Here is a 16,382-nt window from a genome sequence, read left to right as displayed (position 1 = left end):
GGCCCCCCCCCCCCACCCCTCATTTGTGTCACGGAGTGTCGCGACACGGTCTTTGAGTGTGTGATTATGTGGAGCAGGTTCGCCTCCATGCGAACGCTGGTCAACATGGAATGCATGCAGGGAGAACAAATGCGGGCGTGGAATGTTCAGGATGCCGTCAGTGAGGTACGTCCTGGAGTGTTTTTTGTGCAGGGTCCTGCCTCCAATTGGGCGATCTTCACGGAGGCCGCATCGCCACGTTTTACGCTGATTGACAGCGGATATCCGGGGGACAGGGAGCTGTTATTAGCTTCGATGGAGCACATCGGTGTCAAACTTGCGGACTGTGCTGCGCTGTTGGTGACCCATGGGCATTCGGATCACATCGGTTCCGCCGCTTTCTTGGCGGCCCAAGGGATACCGGTGTATGCCCATGAGCTGGAACTGGCCAACGTGCGCCGGGAAGTCATGGAACAGATCACTGTGAAAGACCTAGGGCTAAGGGCACTTGCGCCGCGGGTTCTAGCGTGGGCGATTCATGCCATAAGGGCCGGCGGGCTAAGCGACGTCGCGGTGCCGAGTGTGCAGCCACTGAACGAATCAGCCCTAGTCTCGTTACCCGGCGAGTTGAGCGCTGTCCATACGGGTGGGCACACTACGGGACACACTGCCTACCTTGATCCCAAGCGGGGTGTGCTGGTGTGCGGAGACGTGCTCATCAGTGGGCATGCGATCAGCCCTGTGCGTGGGCCGCAGTTGTTGCCTGAGCCCTTCCATTTTGCAGCTGCCACTGTTTTCGCGGCAGCTGCAGGGCTACCGTGGGAGGACTTTACGTGTCTCCTGCCCGGACATGGCCCCTGGTTAGACCTGCCTGAGGGGCTGGCGGCTGAGGGCATTCGCAGCGGAGATTATTGGCCTTTTGGTACTCCGTCAGGCAGGGGATAAGTTCGCTTAGCTGTGAGAATTATCTCCGCGAAATGCCCTTCATTTCGGCGTCCGGCAGCCGAACGATTTACTCCGTCTGTATTCGCGCGGATGCCCGCCGTGGTGGAGGATTAGGCACAATTTCGCCGACCCTTCTTCCCGATTTCGCATCCGGCTAAACCGCTGGTAAAGTATTTTCTCGTTGCCCCCCTAGCTCAGTGGTAGAGCGCGTTCTTGGTAAGAACGAGGTCACCGGATCGATTCCGGTGGGGGGCTCGTGAATGGTTGGGCTCGTGCCAGTCGGTTTTTGGCCGGACGGGACGAGCCGATCCCATTTATGGCGGCGTAGCTCAGTTGGTTAGAGCGCACGACTCATAATCGTGAGGTCGGGAGATCGAGCCTCCCCGCCGCTACCAAAAAGGCAGTTCAGCAACCTTAGGGTTACTGAGCTGCCTTTCTTGTTTTCGTAAGCGTCTACGGTATGTACTAGAAGCTGGTGTAAACCCCAAACCGGGGTTAGCGGGTTAGCAGCCAGAAGGAAGGAAACCCCATGAAGAAGGTTTTGATAATTGGCGGGCACGGCAAAATTGCTCTGCAGTTGTCTTCGCTGCTCACGGCGGACGGAGTGGAAGTCTCCGCCGTCATCCGCAACCCCGCCCAGGTGGACGACGTTGCCGCGACCGGGGCTACCCCCGTGGTGCACGACGTCGTCTCTTCCTCGGTGGAAGAGCTTGCCGCGCTCTTTGCCGGGCACGACGCCGTCGTCTGGTCCGCGGGAGCCGGTGGCGGAACACCGGAGCGCACCTATGCGGTGGACCGGGACGCCGCAATTCGTTCCATGGATGCCGCCGAACTAGCCGGAGTGAGCCGTTACGTCATGGTTTCCTACCTCGGAGCCGGTGCGGACCACGGGGTAGATCCGCAAGACGGGTTCTTCGCCTATGCGCAGGCTAAGGCTGACGCGGATACACACCTCAAGGCCAGCGCCCTCTCATGGACCATTCTGGGCCCGGGGGCGCTGACGGAGGAGGCCGGCACCGGGCTGATCACCACGGCTGTGGATTCAAACAATACGAACACTGCCCGAGCCAATGTAGCCCTGGTGGCGGCGGCAGTGTTGGCGCGCCCGGACACCGTGCTGCGCACCATCGGGTTCACGGATGGACAAACTCCGCTTGAGCAGGCTTTGACCCCGTAATGTAAGCACCGTGGAACAGCTCGTACTGATTATTGGACTCCTCTTCGCCACCGTGGTTGCCGTGGGGCTTGGAGACCGATTCAAGCTGCCTTATCCGGTACTCATGCTGATCATGGCCGGTGCCATGACGTTCATTCCGGGGTTCCCCGATCTGCGGATTGATCCGGAGCTGATTCTGCCGATCTTTTTGCCTCCGCTGCTTTTCGCCACGGCGCAAAAGAGCTCGTGGGCAGTGTTTCGGATCCGCTGGCGGACCATCATTTCGCTGGCGGTGGCACTTGTGGTGGTGTCCACGGCAGCCGTTGCAGGCATGGCATGGTTGCTCATCCCCGGGATCGGCATTCCGGCGGCCATCGCACTGGGAGCGATGGCCGCCCCGCCAGACCCTGTGGCCGTGGAGTCTGTGGCTGGGCGCGTCCATATGCCCAGACGCCTCATCACTGTTCTGCAAAGTGAGGGTCTGTTTAACGACGCCGCAGCCATCGTCATCTTCCAGGCCGCCGTGGCAGGCGCCATGGACGGTGAAAAATTCGGACTGGGCGTGGTGGGCAAATTTGTCTTAGGCGCAGTGGCCGCGGTGGCAGTTGGTATGGCTATGGGCTGGGTGACGGGGCTGATCACCAAGCTCATCAGCTCTTCTGTGGCCCGCAGCGCGGTCACCTTGGTAGTCCCCTTTGCCGCCTACATCCTGGCCGAAGAGGTCCATGCCTCCGGCGTGATTGCAGTGGTCGTGACGGCACTGGAAATCAAACGCCATGCCCGTGCCGAAGACGCAACTGAACGCATCACCCGTGCGGCTTTTTGGGACGTCGTGGAACTGTTGGTCACGGGTCTGGCTTTTGGTTTGGTGGGTCTAGAAGTCCGCCAAGTCATCCAGGAAGAAGGTTCTGCGATTTGGGCCATAATCCCGACGGCCGTGGCGGTGAGCTTGCTGGTGATAGGGGTCCGCTTTTTGTGGTTTGGGATGCTTGCATGGGCATCCAAAAAGCGCGTTGGGGAACTTCCCCCGCAAAACTTCAAGGATGTGGTGATCCTTTCTTGGTGCGGCATGCGTGGGCTCGCCACTTTGGCGCTGGCCCTGGCGCTGCCCACATCGCTTCCGTCCGGGGCTGCATTCCCAGCACGGCATGAGATCGTCGTCATCGCTTGCGCCGTGCTGTTGACCACCCTGGTGCTGCCCGGCCTGACCTTGCCGTGGCTGATGCGCGTGCTCAATGCCACGGACGACGGCGGCGAGGAACGTGAGGCCGCCAAGCTCCTGGCCCTGCGCGCTCAAGAAGCAGCGGTGGCCGCCTTGCGTGATAGTGCCCTGATCAAAAGCCTTGAGCCGGAGAAACTCAAACTTCTCAAGGAGAAGATGTTGCGCTTGCACGCCGAACTATTGGATGAGGGGCTAAAAGACGACGGTATCAAGGCCCGGCGTCGTCGTGGGCGCGAACTAGCCATCGCCCTCCAAACTGTCGCGTTGGATGCTGCTCGGGAGGAAGTCCTTGCGGCCCGCAATGAGGCAGATACCGACCCTGAGGTTGCGGACCGGGTCCTGCGTCAGCTGGATCTGCGCACCATGATCATGCCGGACTAGGACGAAGTACTGCGAAACTGGCGAATTCCACCAGCCATTCGCGGCCGGACTTGTAGAAGGGCGCAGTGATTGAGGGCCGTGCTGCGTATACGCTAGAAACATGTCTAGTAACGTCCCCAGCGACACCGCCGCCAAGTCACCCCGCACGCGCAACATTCCCGCGGAGATCGCCCGTTCCTGGCTTCTTGTTCCCGCAACACGCCCCGAAATTTTTGACGAGTCCGCCGCGTCCCGAGCTGACGCCGTCGTGCTGGATATTGAAGATGCCGTAGACCCGAAGAAGAAGGATGACGCGCGTGCCGACGTCGTCGATTGGCTGCGTAATGGCGGGCAGGCTTGGGTTCGCATCAATGATGTCCACTCAAAGTTCTGGGCAGATGACGTTGCCGGGCTTCGCAACGTGCCAGGTTTGCTCGGTGTGATGCTGGCCAAGACCGAGGATGCTGAGCAGGTCAAGGAGACCTATCATCGCCTCGATGGTAAAACGCGTGTTCTGGCCCTCGTGGAGTCCGCCTTGGGTATCGAGGAAGCCAATAACATCGCCCGCGCTGAAGGTGCCTTCCGCTTGGCATTCGGCTCCGGTGACTTCCGCCGCGACACCGGCATGGCCGCCGACCGTGAGGCCATGGCGTATCCGCGAGCCAAGCTGGTCGTTGCCAGCCGCGTGGGCAATTTGCCCGGGCCCATCGACGGCCCGACCGTTGGCACCAACCATCCGATCCTGCGGGAGCAGTCGGCCATCACGGTATCCATGGGTATGACTGGCAAGCTGTGCTTGGCCATCGACCAGACCAATATCATCAACGAAGTCATCAGCCCCACGCCCACGGATGTTGCCTGGGCCACCGATTTCATGGACGATTTCAAGGCTCGCGGGGGCGTGATCCGGGACGGCTCCGACCTTCCCCGCCTAGGCCGTGCAGAGAAAATTATGAAGCTGGCCGTGGCCTACGGCGTCCAGCCAGCACTTTAGTTCCGTAGTGCAGCGAGGAAGCGGGGCAGGAACGCCGGTGCACAGTGGTGAGTGCTTTGCTCACTGAGCTGGCCGGCGGTCTAGTCCGTGGTGTTTCGTGGTCCTTGGAGGGCCCCGTACTTTCGCTCATTACGGTCGACGGCGGGGCTAAGCTTCCGCTGAGCGCGGGACAATGGCTGCGGTTTAGTGTTGAGTCCGGGCCTGCCGTTGCGCCCAGATACTGTTTGGGCCACATGCAAGTCAAAGGACCTACGGATTCGGTCCATATTCCATGTCCCACGGGAGCTGCTGCCGAACGCGGTTACCAGTGTGGCCGCTGCTTTGCCCGTGACGACTTTCGCTTCATGCACGACTTTCACCGCAGTGGCCTTGGCCCGGCTGGTCTAAAGGCGTATCTTGCCCAACCACACTGGCTCTACATCGCAACCTTTGCCGACGGGACCACCAAGGTGGGTACGGCGTCCGAGCGCAGCAAATGGAGCCGTTTGGCGGACCAGGGCGCGGTGGTGGCGCAGTATGTGGCCCATGCCCGCGACGGCTCCGTAGTCAGAGTGTTGGAGGACGCGGTGTCAGCCCAGCTGGGACTGACGCAATTTGTACGCGGGAGCGCAAAATTCGCGGCACTGAAGAATCCCCAGCCAACGGCGGAACTTGCCGTTGGCAATCGGAAGATCGCCGACGTCGTCCGTAACTTCTTGAAAGAGCAGTTCACTGAAGGCTTTGAAACAGTGGGCGAGTCGTGGCTGCGCCCGGAATTCGCCGACGCAGTGACCGGCACTCTCCCACGGATCGCCTACCCGCTTGCGTTAGATGCGGGCGAGCACGGACTTCGCCTGGATGCGCTGCTGGGCGGATATGCGCTGGTCGGGGTGGATGACTCGGAGTCGAAATTTTTGCTGGATTTGGCTGCGCTGAAGGGCCATAAGATCCGCTTCGGCGCCCACACCACGCAGCTTCCCGCAGTCCAGGAACTGCTGTTCTAAGATCGTCACTCCAGACATCAACCCAGTCATCGCTAAGCCAACGCCGCCAATTTAGCCCGGCGGACGCCTGCCCGCGCTGGCCGGGTAGACTTGATACGTGCTTAACGACTTTTGGGATACCGCGCCGCCAGCCTACAAATACGCGGTCTTTGGCGGCATGGGCCTGACCGCTCTTGGCATCATTATTATTGTTCTAGGCGCCGTCTCCTCAAATCCCAGCCTGACATTTGCCGGGCTGCCGGTCATCGGAGCGGGGCTCATAGCGCACATGACGTCTTTGATGCTGCGGGGTCGTGCGGTGCGTAAGGCGCTGAAAGAAGCGGAAAAACGCAAGTAACGGCCAATCAGTGCTCCACGGCCTCGATGCTCGAGGTAGCCGAGCGCAGAGTGCGTAGGCACATCAGTGCAGCGGCGAGCATGAGCACCACGCCCACTGCTGCGACCACCCCGGCCCCGGAGTCGAAGGCGTGCTTCGCCGAAGCGAGCAATGCTGCTCCTTGGTCGGTGGGTAATGTGGCGGCCACGTCGATGGCACCTCCCAGAGTTTGTTCAGCGGCATCCTTGTTCCCCGCTGACAACCCGGCAGGAATGACCACATTGAGCTTGTACGCAGCTGCAAGAATACTGCCTAGCAAAGCGGTTCCCAGTACAGATCCGACTTCGTAGGCGGTTTCCGAGATGGCAGAAGCTGCCCCGGCTTTCGCAGGGGGAGCAGCGCTGAGAATGAGGTCGTTGGAGATGGTCTCGGCTATGCCAACTCCAGCACCGAGCACGGCGAATGCTGTGATGGTGCCGGCGACTGAACCGCTGGTATTTAGCCAGGCAATCAGGAAACCGCCAGCATTTAGCAAAAGGCCCGCAGCTACTAGATGTGATGGACGAAAGTACTTGGCCAGCCGCGCGGCCAAAAGTCCCGTGATGACGGAAATGGCAAGCCCGGGGACTAGGACGAGTGCGGCAGAGGTGGGGGAGAGTCCCATCACGAGTTGAAGATGCTGAGTGATGAAGTACAGGAACCCCACCAAGGAAAAGATGCTCAGTAGATTAGCTATGACTGCGCCGGAGAAGACCGGGTTGGTGAAGAGGTGGACGTCTAGCATGGGGTTCGCACGGGCGCGTTGGCGTCGCACAAACACGACTCCCAACAGCAATCCGATCACTATTAATCCGATGTTCAGCGCGGAGAATCCTGTTTGCGTGATTTCCTTGATGCCGAAGATAGTGGGCACCATGGCCCCAAAGGAGAGCAAGATGCTCAATGGATCAATTTTGCCCGGAGCTGGGTCCTTGGAAGCTGGGACAAAGATGGGGGCCAATACCAGCAGGGGAATCAACACCGGTACTGAGATCAGGAAAACAGAGCCCCACCAGAAGTGCTCAAGTAGGATTCCCCCCACGATGGGTCCCAGCGCTGCTCCTCCGGCGAAGCCTGCGGCCCAGATGGCGATGGCGGTCCGCCTCTGGTCTGGGTGGATGAAGAGGTTGCGGATGAGGGACAACGTGGACGGCATCAACATGGCACCAAAGACGCCCATCAGTGCGCGGTAGCCGATGAGTGCGCCAGCCGAAGGGGCAAACGCTGCAAAGACGGAAATGATGGCGAAGCCAGTGCTGCCGAGCATTAGCAGGCGCCGGCGTCCGTAGCGGTCGGCCAAGCTTCCCATGGGTACGAGAAGCGCGGCCAGCACCAGTGGGTAGACATCGATGATCCACAAAAGTTGCGGTGCAGAAGGAATCAGCGCTACGGAGATCGACGGGATAGCGAAGCTGAGGACAGTGTTGTCCACGGATATCAGTAAAACAGGCAGCATGAGCACGGCAAGTGCAATCCAGCCACGGGTGCCGGCACGGGCCGGCTCGGTGCCGGAAACTGGGGTGTCAAGGATGAAAGCCATGAGTAATATACTATACCGTCCGGCCGGTATAGTGAACCGTCTGGACGGTGCGGTCCATCACTCCTTGTAGTCTTGAACGATGACTACACAAGGATCTGCGCGAGAAAGGGTCCTGGCGGCCTATGAAGACCTGCTGATCAACGACGGTCCCCGTGCAGCCACGCTCGGTGCCGTCGCTGCTACGGCAGGCGTCTCCAAAGGTGGGCTGCTGTACCACTTCAACAGCATGGAGGCTCTAACTGCCGGTTTGGTGGAAAAGATGCGGGAACTGGCCACCGTCGATGCGTGCATCATGAGCGAGGACCCTGACGGTTGCGCCAGCTATTATGTTCGCACCAGCATCTTCGGAGGTACTACCTTTGACAGGACGGTTGTGGCCGCCATGCGCCTAGCCCAAGGTGAAGATAGCACCGTACGCGCAGCCTTCGCTGAGATGCACGAACGCTGGTACAAACTCATCTTGAGCGACATCAAAGACCCAACAGTCGCTCGCGCAGTCATGCTTCTAGGTGATGGGCTGTATTACAACGCTGCCCTCTTTGGTCTGCCGACCACCCCCGGACAAGATGCCGAAGCCGCAGGCGCCGTCGACGTTGAGGCGCTGTTGCGGGTTGTGGCCCAGATGCGCGCCAGCGTCGGGCAGTAGTTGGGCCCACCCGGGCACCTTGGCCGGTACGCTTAGACCATGACCATTAATGCCGGACTTCAGGGGCGCAGCTATCCACCAGCGCAGAGTTATAGCGTTGGGCGCGAATCTATTCGCGAGTTTGCCACTGCACTCAAAGCTACCCACCGCGCCCACTTTGACGTTGCAGCAGCACGCGAACTCGGGCATGGCGACCTCGTGGCCCCGCCCACGTATGCGATCATTGTGGCCCAGCGGGCCGACGCGCAGCTCATTGGTGATCCCGACTCCGGCATTGACTTTTCCCGTGTGGTTCACGCTGAACAAAAGTTCACCCATCACCGTCCCATCGTTGCCGGGGATGAGCTAGTAGCCGAGCTTCATGTGGATACTGTCCGTGCCATGGGCGGCGGTGCCATGATCACCACGCGCACCGAGATTTCCACCGTGACTGGCGATCCCGTCGCCACCACAGTGTCCGCCATCCTCGTTCGGGGGGAAGGCCAGTAATGAACTTTGCAGATCTCGCAATCGGGCAGTTAATCGGTTCGCGCAGCCTTGAAATATCGCGGCTGGACCTCGTCAAATACGCCGGCGCCTCCGGCGACTTTAATCTGATCCATTGGAACGAACGCTTTGCCCGAGAGGTGGAACTGCCGGGCGTGATCGCCCACGGCATGTTTACCATGGGGGCCGCCGTGCAGTTGGTCACCGACTGGATAGGGGATCCCTCCGCGATCATCTCCTATGGCACACGCTTCACCAAGCCCGTGCCGGTGGCAGACGTGGACGGCGCACCCGGTGCCGTGCTTGAAGTTGTAGCGACGATCGGGGCACTTGATGCTGACGCCTCGACCGCTCGGATAGACCTTGGCGTCACGCTGGATGGACAAAAAGTGCTTGTCAAGGCGCAGGTGCAGGTCCGCGTTAGGTGAACGAAGTCAAAGCATGGCGTAACGGTGTGCTCACCGCTTACGCCGGGTCCGGACTAGTCTTTGCCTCGTGGGTATCGCGCATTCCAGCGATTAAGAACGATTTAGGACTAACCCCAGGCACCGTAGGCCTGATGCTCTTGTGCATGTCCCTGGGTTCGTTTATCTCGGTCGGGGCATCAGGGCTTGTGGTCCTGAGGCTGGGTTCTAAACTGACCACGCGCTTAGGCAGCCTGATTCAAACCACTGGCATCGTCGTCTTGGGAGTCGGGGCAACTGTCTTTGCTAATCCGCTAGTAGTCGGGGCCGGACTCATCGTCGTGGGGTTGGGTACGGGTAGCTGGAATGCGGCTTCTAACATTGAGGGCGCCGCGGTGGAGCGCGCGCTGCACCGGCACATCATGCCGCGACTGCACGGCTCGTTCAGTATTGGCACGGTAGTCGGTGCCGGGCTCGGGGCTGCTGCGGCTTCCATCCATCTGCCGGTGGCCGTTCATCTCTCCATTGTCGCCATAGTGGTCACTGTCGCGGTGTGGAAGGGAGCCGGGCACTACCAGGCTGACGAGCGCGCATCCTGGGCTCAGAATTCCTCCGTAACTCAGAACGCCTCCTCAGCCCAGAATACTGTCGCAGCGCCGCCCCTTGAGTTGAATGCCGTGCCCGGTACCGGCCCCATTCCCGTCGTGAGTGCACGCAGCCTCACGGCGAACACTGCGCAGCGTAGCGCTGAAGCGAAAGCCGCCGCCAAACGTTCTGGTCGGGCGAAGATCGCTGCGGCATGGCGGGACCCACGTACGTTGATGCTAGGAATCCTGGTTCTGGGCCTTGGGCTGGCCGAGGGCGCCGCGGGTGACTGGGTGGCACTGGCTATGGTTGATGGATTCGGCGCCAAACCGGCCATTGGCGCCATTGGCTACGGAATATTTGTCTCTGCCATGACGATTGGTCGTTTTGCCGGCACGGTCCTGTTGGACAGATTCGGGCGGGTAGTGGTGCTGCGGGTCAGCGCAGCCACAGCAGTGGTGGGCTTGGCTCTGTTTGTCCTGGCACCAGGGCAAGACATTGCACTTTTTGCTCTAGTTTTCTGGGGTCTGGGTTCAGCCTTGGGCTTCCCGGTGGCGATGTCTGCGGCGTCAGATGACCCGGTCCATGCCGCAGCCCGGGTCTCCGTCGTCTCCACCGTGGGGTACGGCGCGTTCCTTGGAGGTCCCCCGCTGCTAGGCCTGCTGGCAGAGCACATCGGTGTGCTTCATTCGCTGTTGGCGGTGCTGATCATGCTGGTGGTTGCTTTCTTCCTCACCCCGGCCGTGCGCCGCCCGGCATACTTGGAAGGGAAGATATCTTCCCACGGGGATAGTGTTGTGGCGTGAGTGAAAAAGTGCTGTTGAGTTCCCTGACCACCCTCGGCGTTGGAGGGCCTGCCGCCACCTTTGTGGAGGCTGCCAGCGAGGAAGAGATTATTGCCGCAGTCGTGACCGCGGACCAGTCCGGCACTGCGCTTTTGATCGTAGGCGGCGGTTCCAATTTGGTAGTCGCTGACTCCGGCTTTACAGGTACTGTGCTCAAGATTGCCAGCCAGGGCTTCAGCGCCAATTCGCAAGACAGCTGTGCGGGGGCATCCGTGGTCGTTCAGGCCGGTCACAACTGGGACGACTTCGTCCACCAATCAGTGCTCAACGCATGGAGTGGTCTGGAAGCGTTGTCTGGAATTCCCGGCTCAACCGGCGCTACCCCTGTTCAAAACGTGGGAGCCTACGGAACGGACGTGGCCCAGAGCATTGCGGCTGTACGCGTCTGGGACCGTGAAAAGAACGCCGTCCACACGTTCACCAACGCTGAGTTGAAGTTTGGATATCGGGACTCAATCATCAAGGCCACCTCAGATAACGGGTCTCCACGCTATGTGGTCCTCACCGTGGAATTCCAGCTGTCATTGGGCCGCATGAGTGCACCGGTGAAGTACCAGGAGCTGGCGCGCCGCCTCGATGTGGAAGTTGGCGCACGTGCCAACTCCCTGGATTTGCGCCGCATGGTTTTGTCTCTCCGTGCGTCCAAAGGCATGGTCTTAGATGCTGCGGACCGGGATACCTTTTCTACCGGCTCGTTCTTCACCAACCCCATTGTCACTTCTGTTGTCGCTGCGACCTTGCCGCAGGAGGCTCCTCGCTGGGTGTTGGGCGAAAGCGTCAAGCTCAGCGCCGCCTGGCTCATTGAACAGGCCGGCTTCTCGAGGGGCTTTGCTCTAAGCCACGACGGCGCGGCCCCTGCCTCGCTGTCCACTAAGCACACGCTCGCCATAACAAACCGTGGTGGGGCCAGGGCAGAAGACATCCTGGCGATCGCACGGGAGGTGCGCGACGGCGTCGAACGCCGCTTCGGTATCACCTTGGAACCCGAGCCAGTGTTGGTCGGGTGCTCGCTGTAACCAGCACCCCGTACCCCGGTAGGGGGTTAAGACGGTTCCCCGGTGTGATGCATGCTACCGCTGAAGTTTCTACTGTTGGTAGATAGAATTGAAACTTTCCACTGACCCCGGACCTCGTCTTGCGAAGTTCGGATAAGGAGCGCGATGTCGTCAACCACAATTGACAGCCCGGATGTGTTGGATGAGGGCACTGTAGCGCCCGCGCCGAAAAAGACGCGACCCGCGCGTGACCGCCATGTGACCGATTTCATCCAGCTGTGCGAGCAGGTCCGTGCTGTTGGTCTGATGGATCGCGATATCAAATGGTACGTTGCCCGAATCGTCCGCCAATCCCTTGGCTATCTCGCCGTGTTGGCGCTGTTTTTGACGTTGGGTCAGAGCTGGTGGCAGTTGGTCACGGCCGTTCTGCTCGCCTTCGTGTGTACGCACACCGCGTTTCTAGCCCATGACGCCGCACACCGCCAGGTATTTTCCTCGGCGAAGCAGAATGCCTGGTTGGCCCGAATCTGCGGCAACTTGTTCGTCGGCCTCTCCTATGGCTGGTGGATGAACAAGCACGGAAAGCATCACCTGAATCCGAATAAGATCGGCGTCGACGGAGACATCGACCCCGGTGCTCTTGTTTTTGATCCGGACAGTGCTGCCAAGCGTAAAGGCTTCGCCAAGTGGTTTGCCCGCCGTCAAGGTGCTTTTTTCTTCCCACTGTTGACGTTGGCAGCTTTGGACCTTCATATTGCTGCTGTGGGCAGGGTCTTGGATCGCAAACAAATAGTGCCCAAACGTAAAACAGAGATGGGCTTGCTCTTTGTTCGTCTGGTGATCATGCCGGCATTCACGATCTGGTTCCTTGGCTGGGGCATTGGCTTGGCATTTATTGCCGTTCAGGTCATGGCCTTAGGCGTCTACATGGGTGGCTCCTTCGCCCCGAATCACAAGGGAATGCCGTTGGTTCCCAAGGACGTCAAAATTGACTTCATGCGCCGTCAGACCCTGATGAGCCGTAACATTTCCGGTGGTTGGTGGGTGGACGCCGGTATGGGTGGACTGAACTACCAGATCGAGCACCACCTTTTCCCCACGATGTCCTCGCGGAACTTGAAGGCCGTCCAACCGATGGTCCGCGCGTACTGCGCCGAGCGGGATATCACGTACACCGAAACCACGCTGGGTCAGTCGTACATGATCGTCATGCGTTACCTTAACCGTGTCGGTTTGGGCCAGCGTGACCCCTTCGAATGTCCCATTACCGCACAGTTGCGTTCAGCGCGCTAACCCAAGCTCCCGCAGAGGCGTTACATTAGGGGCATGAGTCCTCGAGTGACACCGGCAGTACTGGCCCGGTTGCGTTTAGGCGCGCAACTGATCCTTCCGACGTCCACCAGTCCCGCACCGGGGCCGGTGGACGTCGTGCGTTGGCTGGGTGCACTCCAAGGCCAAGATTTCCCGGGAGCGTTATGGTCCATTGGGCTCCGTGTTCCGGGAGCCACACGTGCCACGGTAGAAGGGGCGTTCAATCGTGGTGAGATCGTGCGGTCGTGGCCGTTGCGCGGAACCTTGCACGTCACGGCTGCCGCGGACCTCGGCTGGATACTCTCGCTCACCGCCCCGCGCATGCTGGCATCCATGCTCACCCGGCATCGCCAGCTGGGCATTACTCCCTCGGACCTGGACCAGGTGCGCAAGGTGGCACTGGAACTAATCGAGCAATCCGAGGCTGCTATGACTGCTGCCCCTGACATCGCAGTGGGGTCCGGTGCTGGAAGTAGACCAGTGCGGCGCAACTATGGCAGGGCAACACGTGCCGGGCTATTTGCTGCGTTTGAGGCTGCGGGTCAGCGAACCCAAACCCAACGTGGTGTGCACCTGCTATGGCTTTTGTGCGTGGAAGGCCTGCTGGTACAGGGCCCAGTCAACCCGGAGGGCAAAGGCAATACGCAGTTTTTTGTCCGCTCGGAGCAGTGGATTTCAAAACCACGAGTTTACGAACGCGAGCAAGCGCTGGCTGAACTCGCTCTGCGCTACTTTTGCAGCCACGGACCGGCCACCGTCAAGGATTTTCACTGGTGGTCCAAACTACCCCTCGCGGATATCGCGATAGGACTGGACCAGGCACGCGAGCAATTGGATTCCGTTGAGTGCGAGGGACAAATTTACCTCCTTGCCCCGAAGACGGCGGAACTGCTGGGTCAGACCGTTCCGGGGTCCAGATCGCTGCTTTTGTTGCCCGGCTTTGACGAATACCTGTTGGGATACACGGATCGCGGTGCGGCACTTGCCCCGCACCACGCCCCAATGACGGTCCCAGGGAACAACGGCATGTTCAAGGCCACTGTGGTGGCAGGTGGAAAGGTGGCTGGGACCTGGCGCAGAGCTCAGGGCGCGGCTGAGAAACAAAAGCAACTGTCCGGCGTCGTGCATCTGGAGCTTTTTGACGGGCTCAGCCTGGCCCAAACCAAGGTCTTAGAGAAGTCTGCAGAAAGCTACGCCCGCTATCTAAGCAACTAACCCGCAATAGATGTCCAAAAATCCAAGAAATGGACGTTTTTTGGACATCTATTGCGGGTTAGTTGGGGGTTAGAGCGTACCGGTGGCGATGTTCAACATGCGGCGCAGTGGCTCGGCAGCACCCCAGAGGAGCTGGTCACCGACCGTGAAAGCGCTAATGTACGTTGGACCCATTTCCAGCTTGCGGATTCGGCCCACTGGGACGTCCAGTGTGCCAGAAGCGGCCACCGGGGTCAGCTCCGCCATCGAAGCATCTTTGGTGTTTGGGACCACTTTGGCCCACTCGTTGTCATTGGCTAGCAATGATTCGATTTCTGCGACGGAGAGGTCCTCACGTAGCTTCAACGTGAGCGCCTGGGAATGGGAACGCATGGCGCCGATTCGTACGCACAGCCCATCCATGATGACCTGATTCTTCGAGCCCGCAGTGCCCAGGATCTTGTTCGTTTCCACTCCGGCCTTCCACTCCTCGCGGGACTGGCCGTTGCCCAGATCTGAATCGATCCACGGGATTAAAGAACCGGCTAGCGGGACGCCAAACTGGCTGGACTCAATGCCGTCGCGCTGATGTGCCAAGACCTTGCGGTCAATGTCTAAAATGGCCGACGCCGGGTCGTTGAGCTCGCTGGAAACCTCGGAGTTAAGTGTGCCGAACTGGTTCAAAAGCTCGCGCATGTGCCGGGCGCCGCCGCCAGACGCTGCCTGGTACGTCATAGCGGTACCCCACTCGACCAGATTGTTTTTGAACAACCCACCCAGGCCCATGAGCATGCAGGAGACGGTGCAGTTCCCGCCGATGAAGTCGCGGGTACCGCTGGCTAGGGAGGCGTCGATCGCATCGCGATTGATCGGGTCCAAGACAATAATGGAGTCATCATTCATGCGAAGTGTTGAAGCGGCGTCTAACCACAACCCATCCCAACCACGGCCCCGCAGCTCGGTGTGTACGCGCTGCGTGTAGTCCCCGCCTTGAGCCGTGACAATGATGGGCAGCTTGGCCAAAGCATCAATGTCGAAGGCATCTTCAAGCTTGCCGGCATCGCCGGCGCCTGTAATCACCGGGGCATTGCCGCCAGCATTTGAGGTCGAGAAAAAAACGGGGTTGATATGCGCGAAGTCGCCCTCGTCGTGCATGCGTTGCATCAAGACGGAACCGACCATGCCGCGCCAGCCAACCAGTCCAACGGAGGGGGCGCTGGAGGAAGAAACACTGTGAGAGGTCATGGATCCAGTTTAGGACCGCTGAGGGCGCAGAACGAAGTTCGTGTCATTTGGTGAACGTGGCACACTGCCCGTCAAAGTCTGCAGAGCAATTCTCTAGAAACAGAGACGTGAGCACACTACTCGGCCGGGGTGGGTAGACCGCGTTGGCGGCGCAGAGCGGTAGCTTTTGCCTCTTTCACCAGATTCCACGTTGTATAGGCAAGAATCAGCAACATGAAGGCAACCACGATCCATAGTCCTACAGGGACGTTTGTGTGCCCAGCCTGGACCCCAATACTGAGGCCGTAAAAAAACAGGACGAGGATGAGGACTTGGCTGGCAACCAAAACAGCGTGGCCCCAGACGGTGGTGATCTTGGGTCCGATTCCGGTTCGTCCCACGCCGTACTCTTCTGGCAGGTAGCTGACGAGTTCACCGGTGCTGGCACGCCGAAGCAATCGCTTTTGTCCACCGGCGACTGCTTGATCATGCCATGCCTTTGCCTGCTGGTCCCGTACATCGCGCTGGGGGCCAGTGCTCATGGACTAATCGTGCCTGATCTGGCGGATCTTTTCCAGGACATCGGCGTCAGATAGTTCCGTAATCTCCGCAATGTCCTGGGGGCTGGCGGTCTTGTAACCAACTGTCCATGAGCTCGCCACGCGCTTGAGTAGTAGCTGCGTACCTGAGGGATCCTCCAGACACATGATGCTGGCGCCGCCCTCCGGGTTGTCTTCAAGGTGCTTGCGCATGATCCAGAAGTCGGCTTCAGCAGAGGTGAGTCCTGGCTTTTGTGCCATGGCGAACCACGTTAGGTAAGCCCTTGGCTGGAGGATGATTTGATATTCGGGGGCATCCACCGTGATCACGTTGTCTACGGAATCGGCCGTCAGAAGATCGATCTGCATCCGGCGCGTGGCAGTAGAAAGTGCGTGGGTGACGGCAGCGACCGGTCCACTGATGCTCAGCTCGCCGCCTGCCTCAACGGTGGCGAATCCGCGGGCCACAAGAGAGGATGCGCCTGCGAAGAGAACTTTGTCGTCATTGAGCTCGGCCTCAATGCGCAGCGCTGCAGCACTAGCAGTGCTTGCCTCGCCGCGGACAAGGTTCAATAGGGCCACGAGCTCCGCAAAACCGAAGCCGATGGCGTCAGGGAAT

Annotated in this window: 17 protein-coding genes and 2 tRNA genes; 15 read left to right on the top strand and 4 right to left on the bottom strand. The window is 59.8% G+C overall.

Features of this window, described 5'->3' with window-relative positions; all coding sequences use genetic code 11:
* The 8 genes from LOH53_RS16465 to LOH53_RS16430 all read left to right on the top strand — a co-directional run.
* On the top strand, positions 1–924 hold a 924-nt coding region (locus LOH53_RS16465; RefSeq protein WP_230068848.1), incomplete at its 5' end, for an MBL fold metallo-hydrolase.
* A 183-nt stretch (positions 925–1,107) separates the two neighbouring features.
* Positions 1,108–1,179 (top strand) — tRNA-Thr (locus LOH53_RS16460).
* A gap of 63 nt (positions 1,180–1,242) precedes the next feature.
* Positions 1,243–1,319, top strand: a tRNA-Met gene (locus LOH53_RS16455).
* Positions 1,320–1,453: 134 nt separating this feature from the next.
* Positions 1,454–2,101, top strand: coding sequence for an NAD(P)H-binding protein (locus LOH53_RS16450; RefSeq protein ID WP_230068847.1), 648 nt, complete (start codon positions 1,454–1,456; stop codon positions 2,099–2,101).
* Between the two features lie 10 nt (positions 2,102–2,111).
* Positions 2,112–3,683, top strand: a complete 1,572-nt coding sequence (locus tag LOH53_RS16445) for a Na+/H+ antiporter (protein WP_230068846.1) — start codon at positions 2,112–2,114, stop codon at positions 3,681–3,683.
* A 100-nt stretch (positions 3,684–3,783) separates the two neighbouring features.
* A complete protein-coding gene (locus LOH53_RS16440) occupies positions 3,784–4,656 on the top strand; it encodes an HpcH/HpaI aldolase/citrate lyase family protein (RefSeq protein WP_230068845.1) in 873 nt (290 codons plus the stop codon).
* A 47-nt stretch (positions 4,657–4,703) separates the two neighbouring features.
* Positions 4,704–5,639, top strand: a complete 936-nt coding sequence (locus LOH53_RS16435) for a DUF2797 domain-containing protein (RefSeq protein WP_230068844.1) — start codon at positions 4,704–4,706, stop codon at positions 5,637–5,639.
* A 97-nt stretch (positions 5,640–5,736) separates the two neighbouring features.
* Positions 5,737–5,976 (top strand): DUF3188 domain-containing protein, encoded by a 240-nt coding sequence (locus tag LOH53_RS16430; RefSeq protein WP_230068843.1) that lies wholly within the window; start codon positions 5,737–5,739, stop codon positions 5,974–5,976.
* 7 nt (positions 5,977–5,983) lie between these two features.
* Here LOH53_RS16430 and LOH53_RS16425 read toward each other — a convergent pair whose 3' ends face one another.
* A complete protein-coding gene (locus LOH53_RS16425) occupies positions 5,984–7,534 on the bottom strand; it encodes an MFS transporter (protein WP_230068842.1) in 1,551 nt (516 codons plus the stop codon).
* A gap of 79 nt (positions 7,535–7,613) precedes the next feature.
* Here LOH53_RS16425 and LOH53_RS16420 point away from each other — a divergent pair, with 79 nt between their 5' ends.
* The 7 genes from LOH53_RS16420 to LOH53_RS16390 all read left to right on the top strand — a co-directional run bounded on the left by LOH53_RS16420 (position 7,614) and on the right by LOH53_RS16390 (position 14,021).
* Positions 7,614–8,180: a TetR/AcrR family transcriptional regulator gene (locus LOH53_RS16420; protein ID WP_230068841.1), complete on the top strand. Its 567-nt coding sequence runs from the start codon at positions 7,614–7,616 to the stop codon at positions 8,178–8,180.
* Between the two features lie 39 nt (positions 8,181–8,219).
* Positions 8,220–8,669, top strand: coding sequence for an FAS1-like dehydratase domain-containing protein (locus LOH53_RS16415; protein ID WP_230068840.1), 450 nt, complete (start codon positions 8,220–8,222; stop codon positions 8,667–8,669).
* Positions 8,669–9,094, top strand: coding sequence for a MaoC family dehydratase (locus tag LOH53_RS16410; protein ID WP_230068839.1), 426 nt, complete (start codon positions 8,669–8,671; stop codon positions 9,092–9,094). Before LOH53_RS16415 ends, LOH53_RS16410 begins: the two co-directional genes overlap by 1 nt.
* Complete coding sequence (locus LOH53_RS16405; RefSeq protein ID WP_230068838.1) at positions 9,091–10,461, top strand: MFS transporter; 1,371 nt, start codon at positions 9,091–9,093, stop codon at positions 10,459–10,461. The genes LOH53_RS16410 and LOH53_RS16405 overlap by 4 nt, the downstream gene beginning before the upstream one ends.
* Positions 10,458–11,516 carry a UDP-N-acetylmuramate dehydrogenase gene (locus LOH53_RS16400; RefSeq protein ID WP_230068837.1) on the top strand — a complete coding sequence of 353 codons (1,059 nt, stop codon included), beginning with the start codon at positions 10,458–10,460 and terminating at the stop codon, positions 11,514–11,516. Before LOH53_RS16405 ends, LOH53_RS16400 begins: the two co-directional genes overlap by 4 nt.
* A 144-nt stretch (positions 11,517–11,660) precedes the next feature.
* Positions 11,661–12,788, top strand: coding sequence for a fatty acid desaturase family protein (locus tag LOH53_RS16395; protein ID WP_230068836.1), 1,128 nt, complete (start codon positions 11,661–11,663; stop codon positions 12,786–12,788).
* 33 nt (positions 12,789–12,821) lie between these two features.
* The gene (locus LOH53_RS16390; protein WP_230068835.1) at positions 12,822–14,021 is read left to right on the top strand and encodes a winged helix DNA-binding domain-containing protein; all 1,200 of its coding nucleotides are present in this window, start codon (positions 12,822–12,824) and stop codon (positions 14,019–14,021) included.
* Positions 14,022–14,090: 69 nt separating this feature from the next.
* Here LOH53_RS16390 and asd read toward each other — a convergent pair whose 3' ends face one another.
* From asd to LOH53_RS16375, 3 genes are all read right to left on the bottom strand, one after another.
* Entirely contained in the window at positions 14,091–15,245 is a 1,155-nt protein-coding gene (gene asd, locus LOH53_RS16385; protein ID WP_268251259.1) for an aspartate-semialdehyde dehydrogenase, read from the bottom strand.
* Positions 15,246–15,361: 116 nt separating this feature from the next.
* The gene (locus tag LOH53_RS16380) at positions 15,362–15,766 is read right to left on the bottom strand and encodes a hypothetical protein (protein ID WP_230068834.1); all 405 of its coding nucleotides are present in this window, start codon (positions 15,764–15,766) and stop codon (positions 15,362–15,364) included.
* Positions 15,767–15,769: 3 nt separating this feature from the next.
* Positions 15,770–16,382 (bottom strand): hypothetical protein (locus LOH53_RS16375; protein ID WP_230068833.1); only part of this gene is annotated, 613 nt, incomplete at its 5' end.

This window comes from Arthrobacter cryoconiti, from assembly GCF_020905375.1.
Lineage (GTDB): Bacteria > Actinomycetota > Actinomycetes > Actinomycetales > Micrococcaceae > Specibacter > Specibacter cryoconiti.
This window is presented reverse-complemented; position numbering and strand designations above follow the sequence as displayed.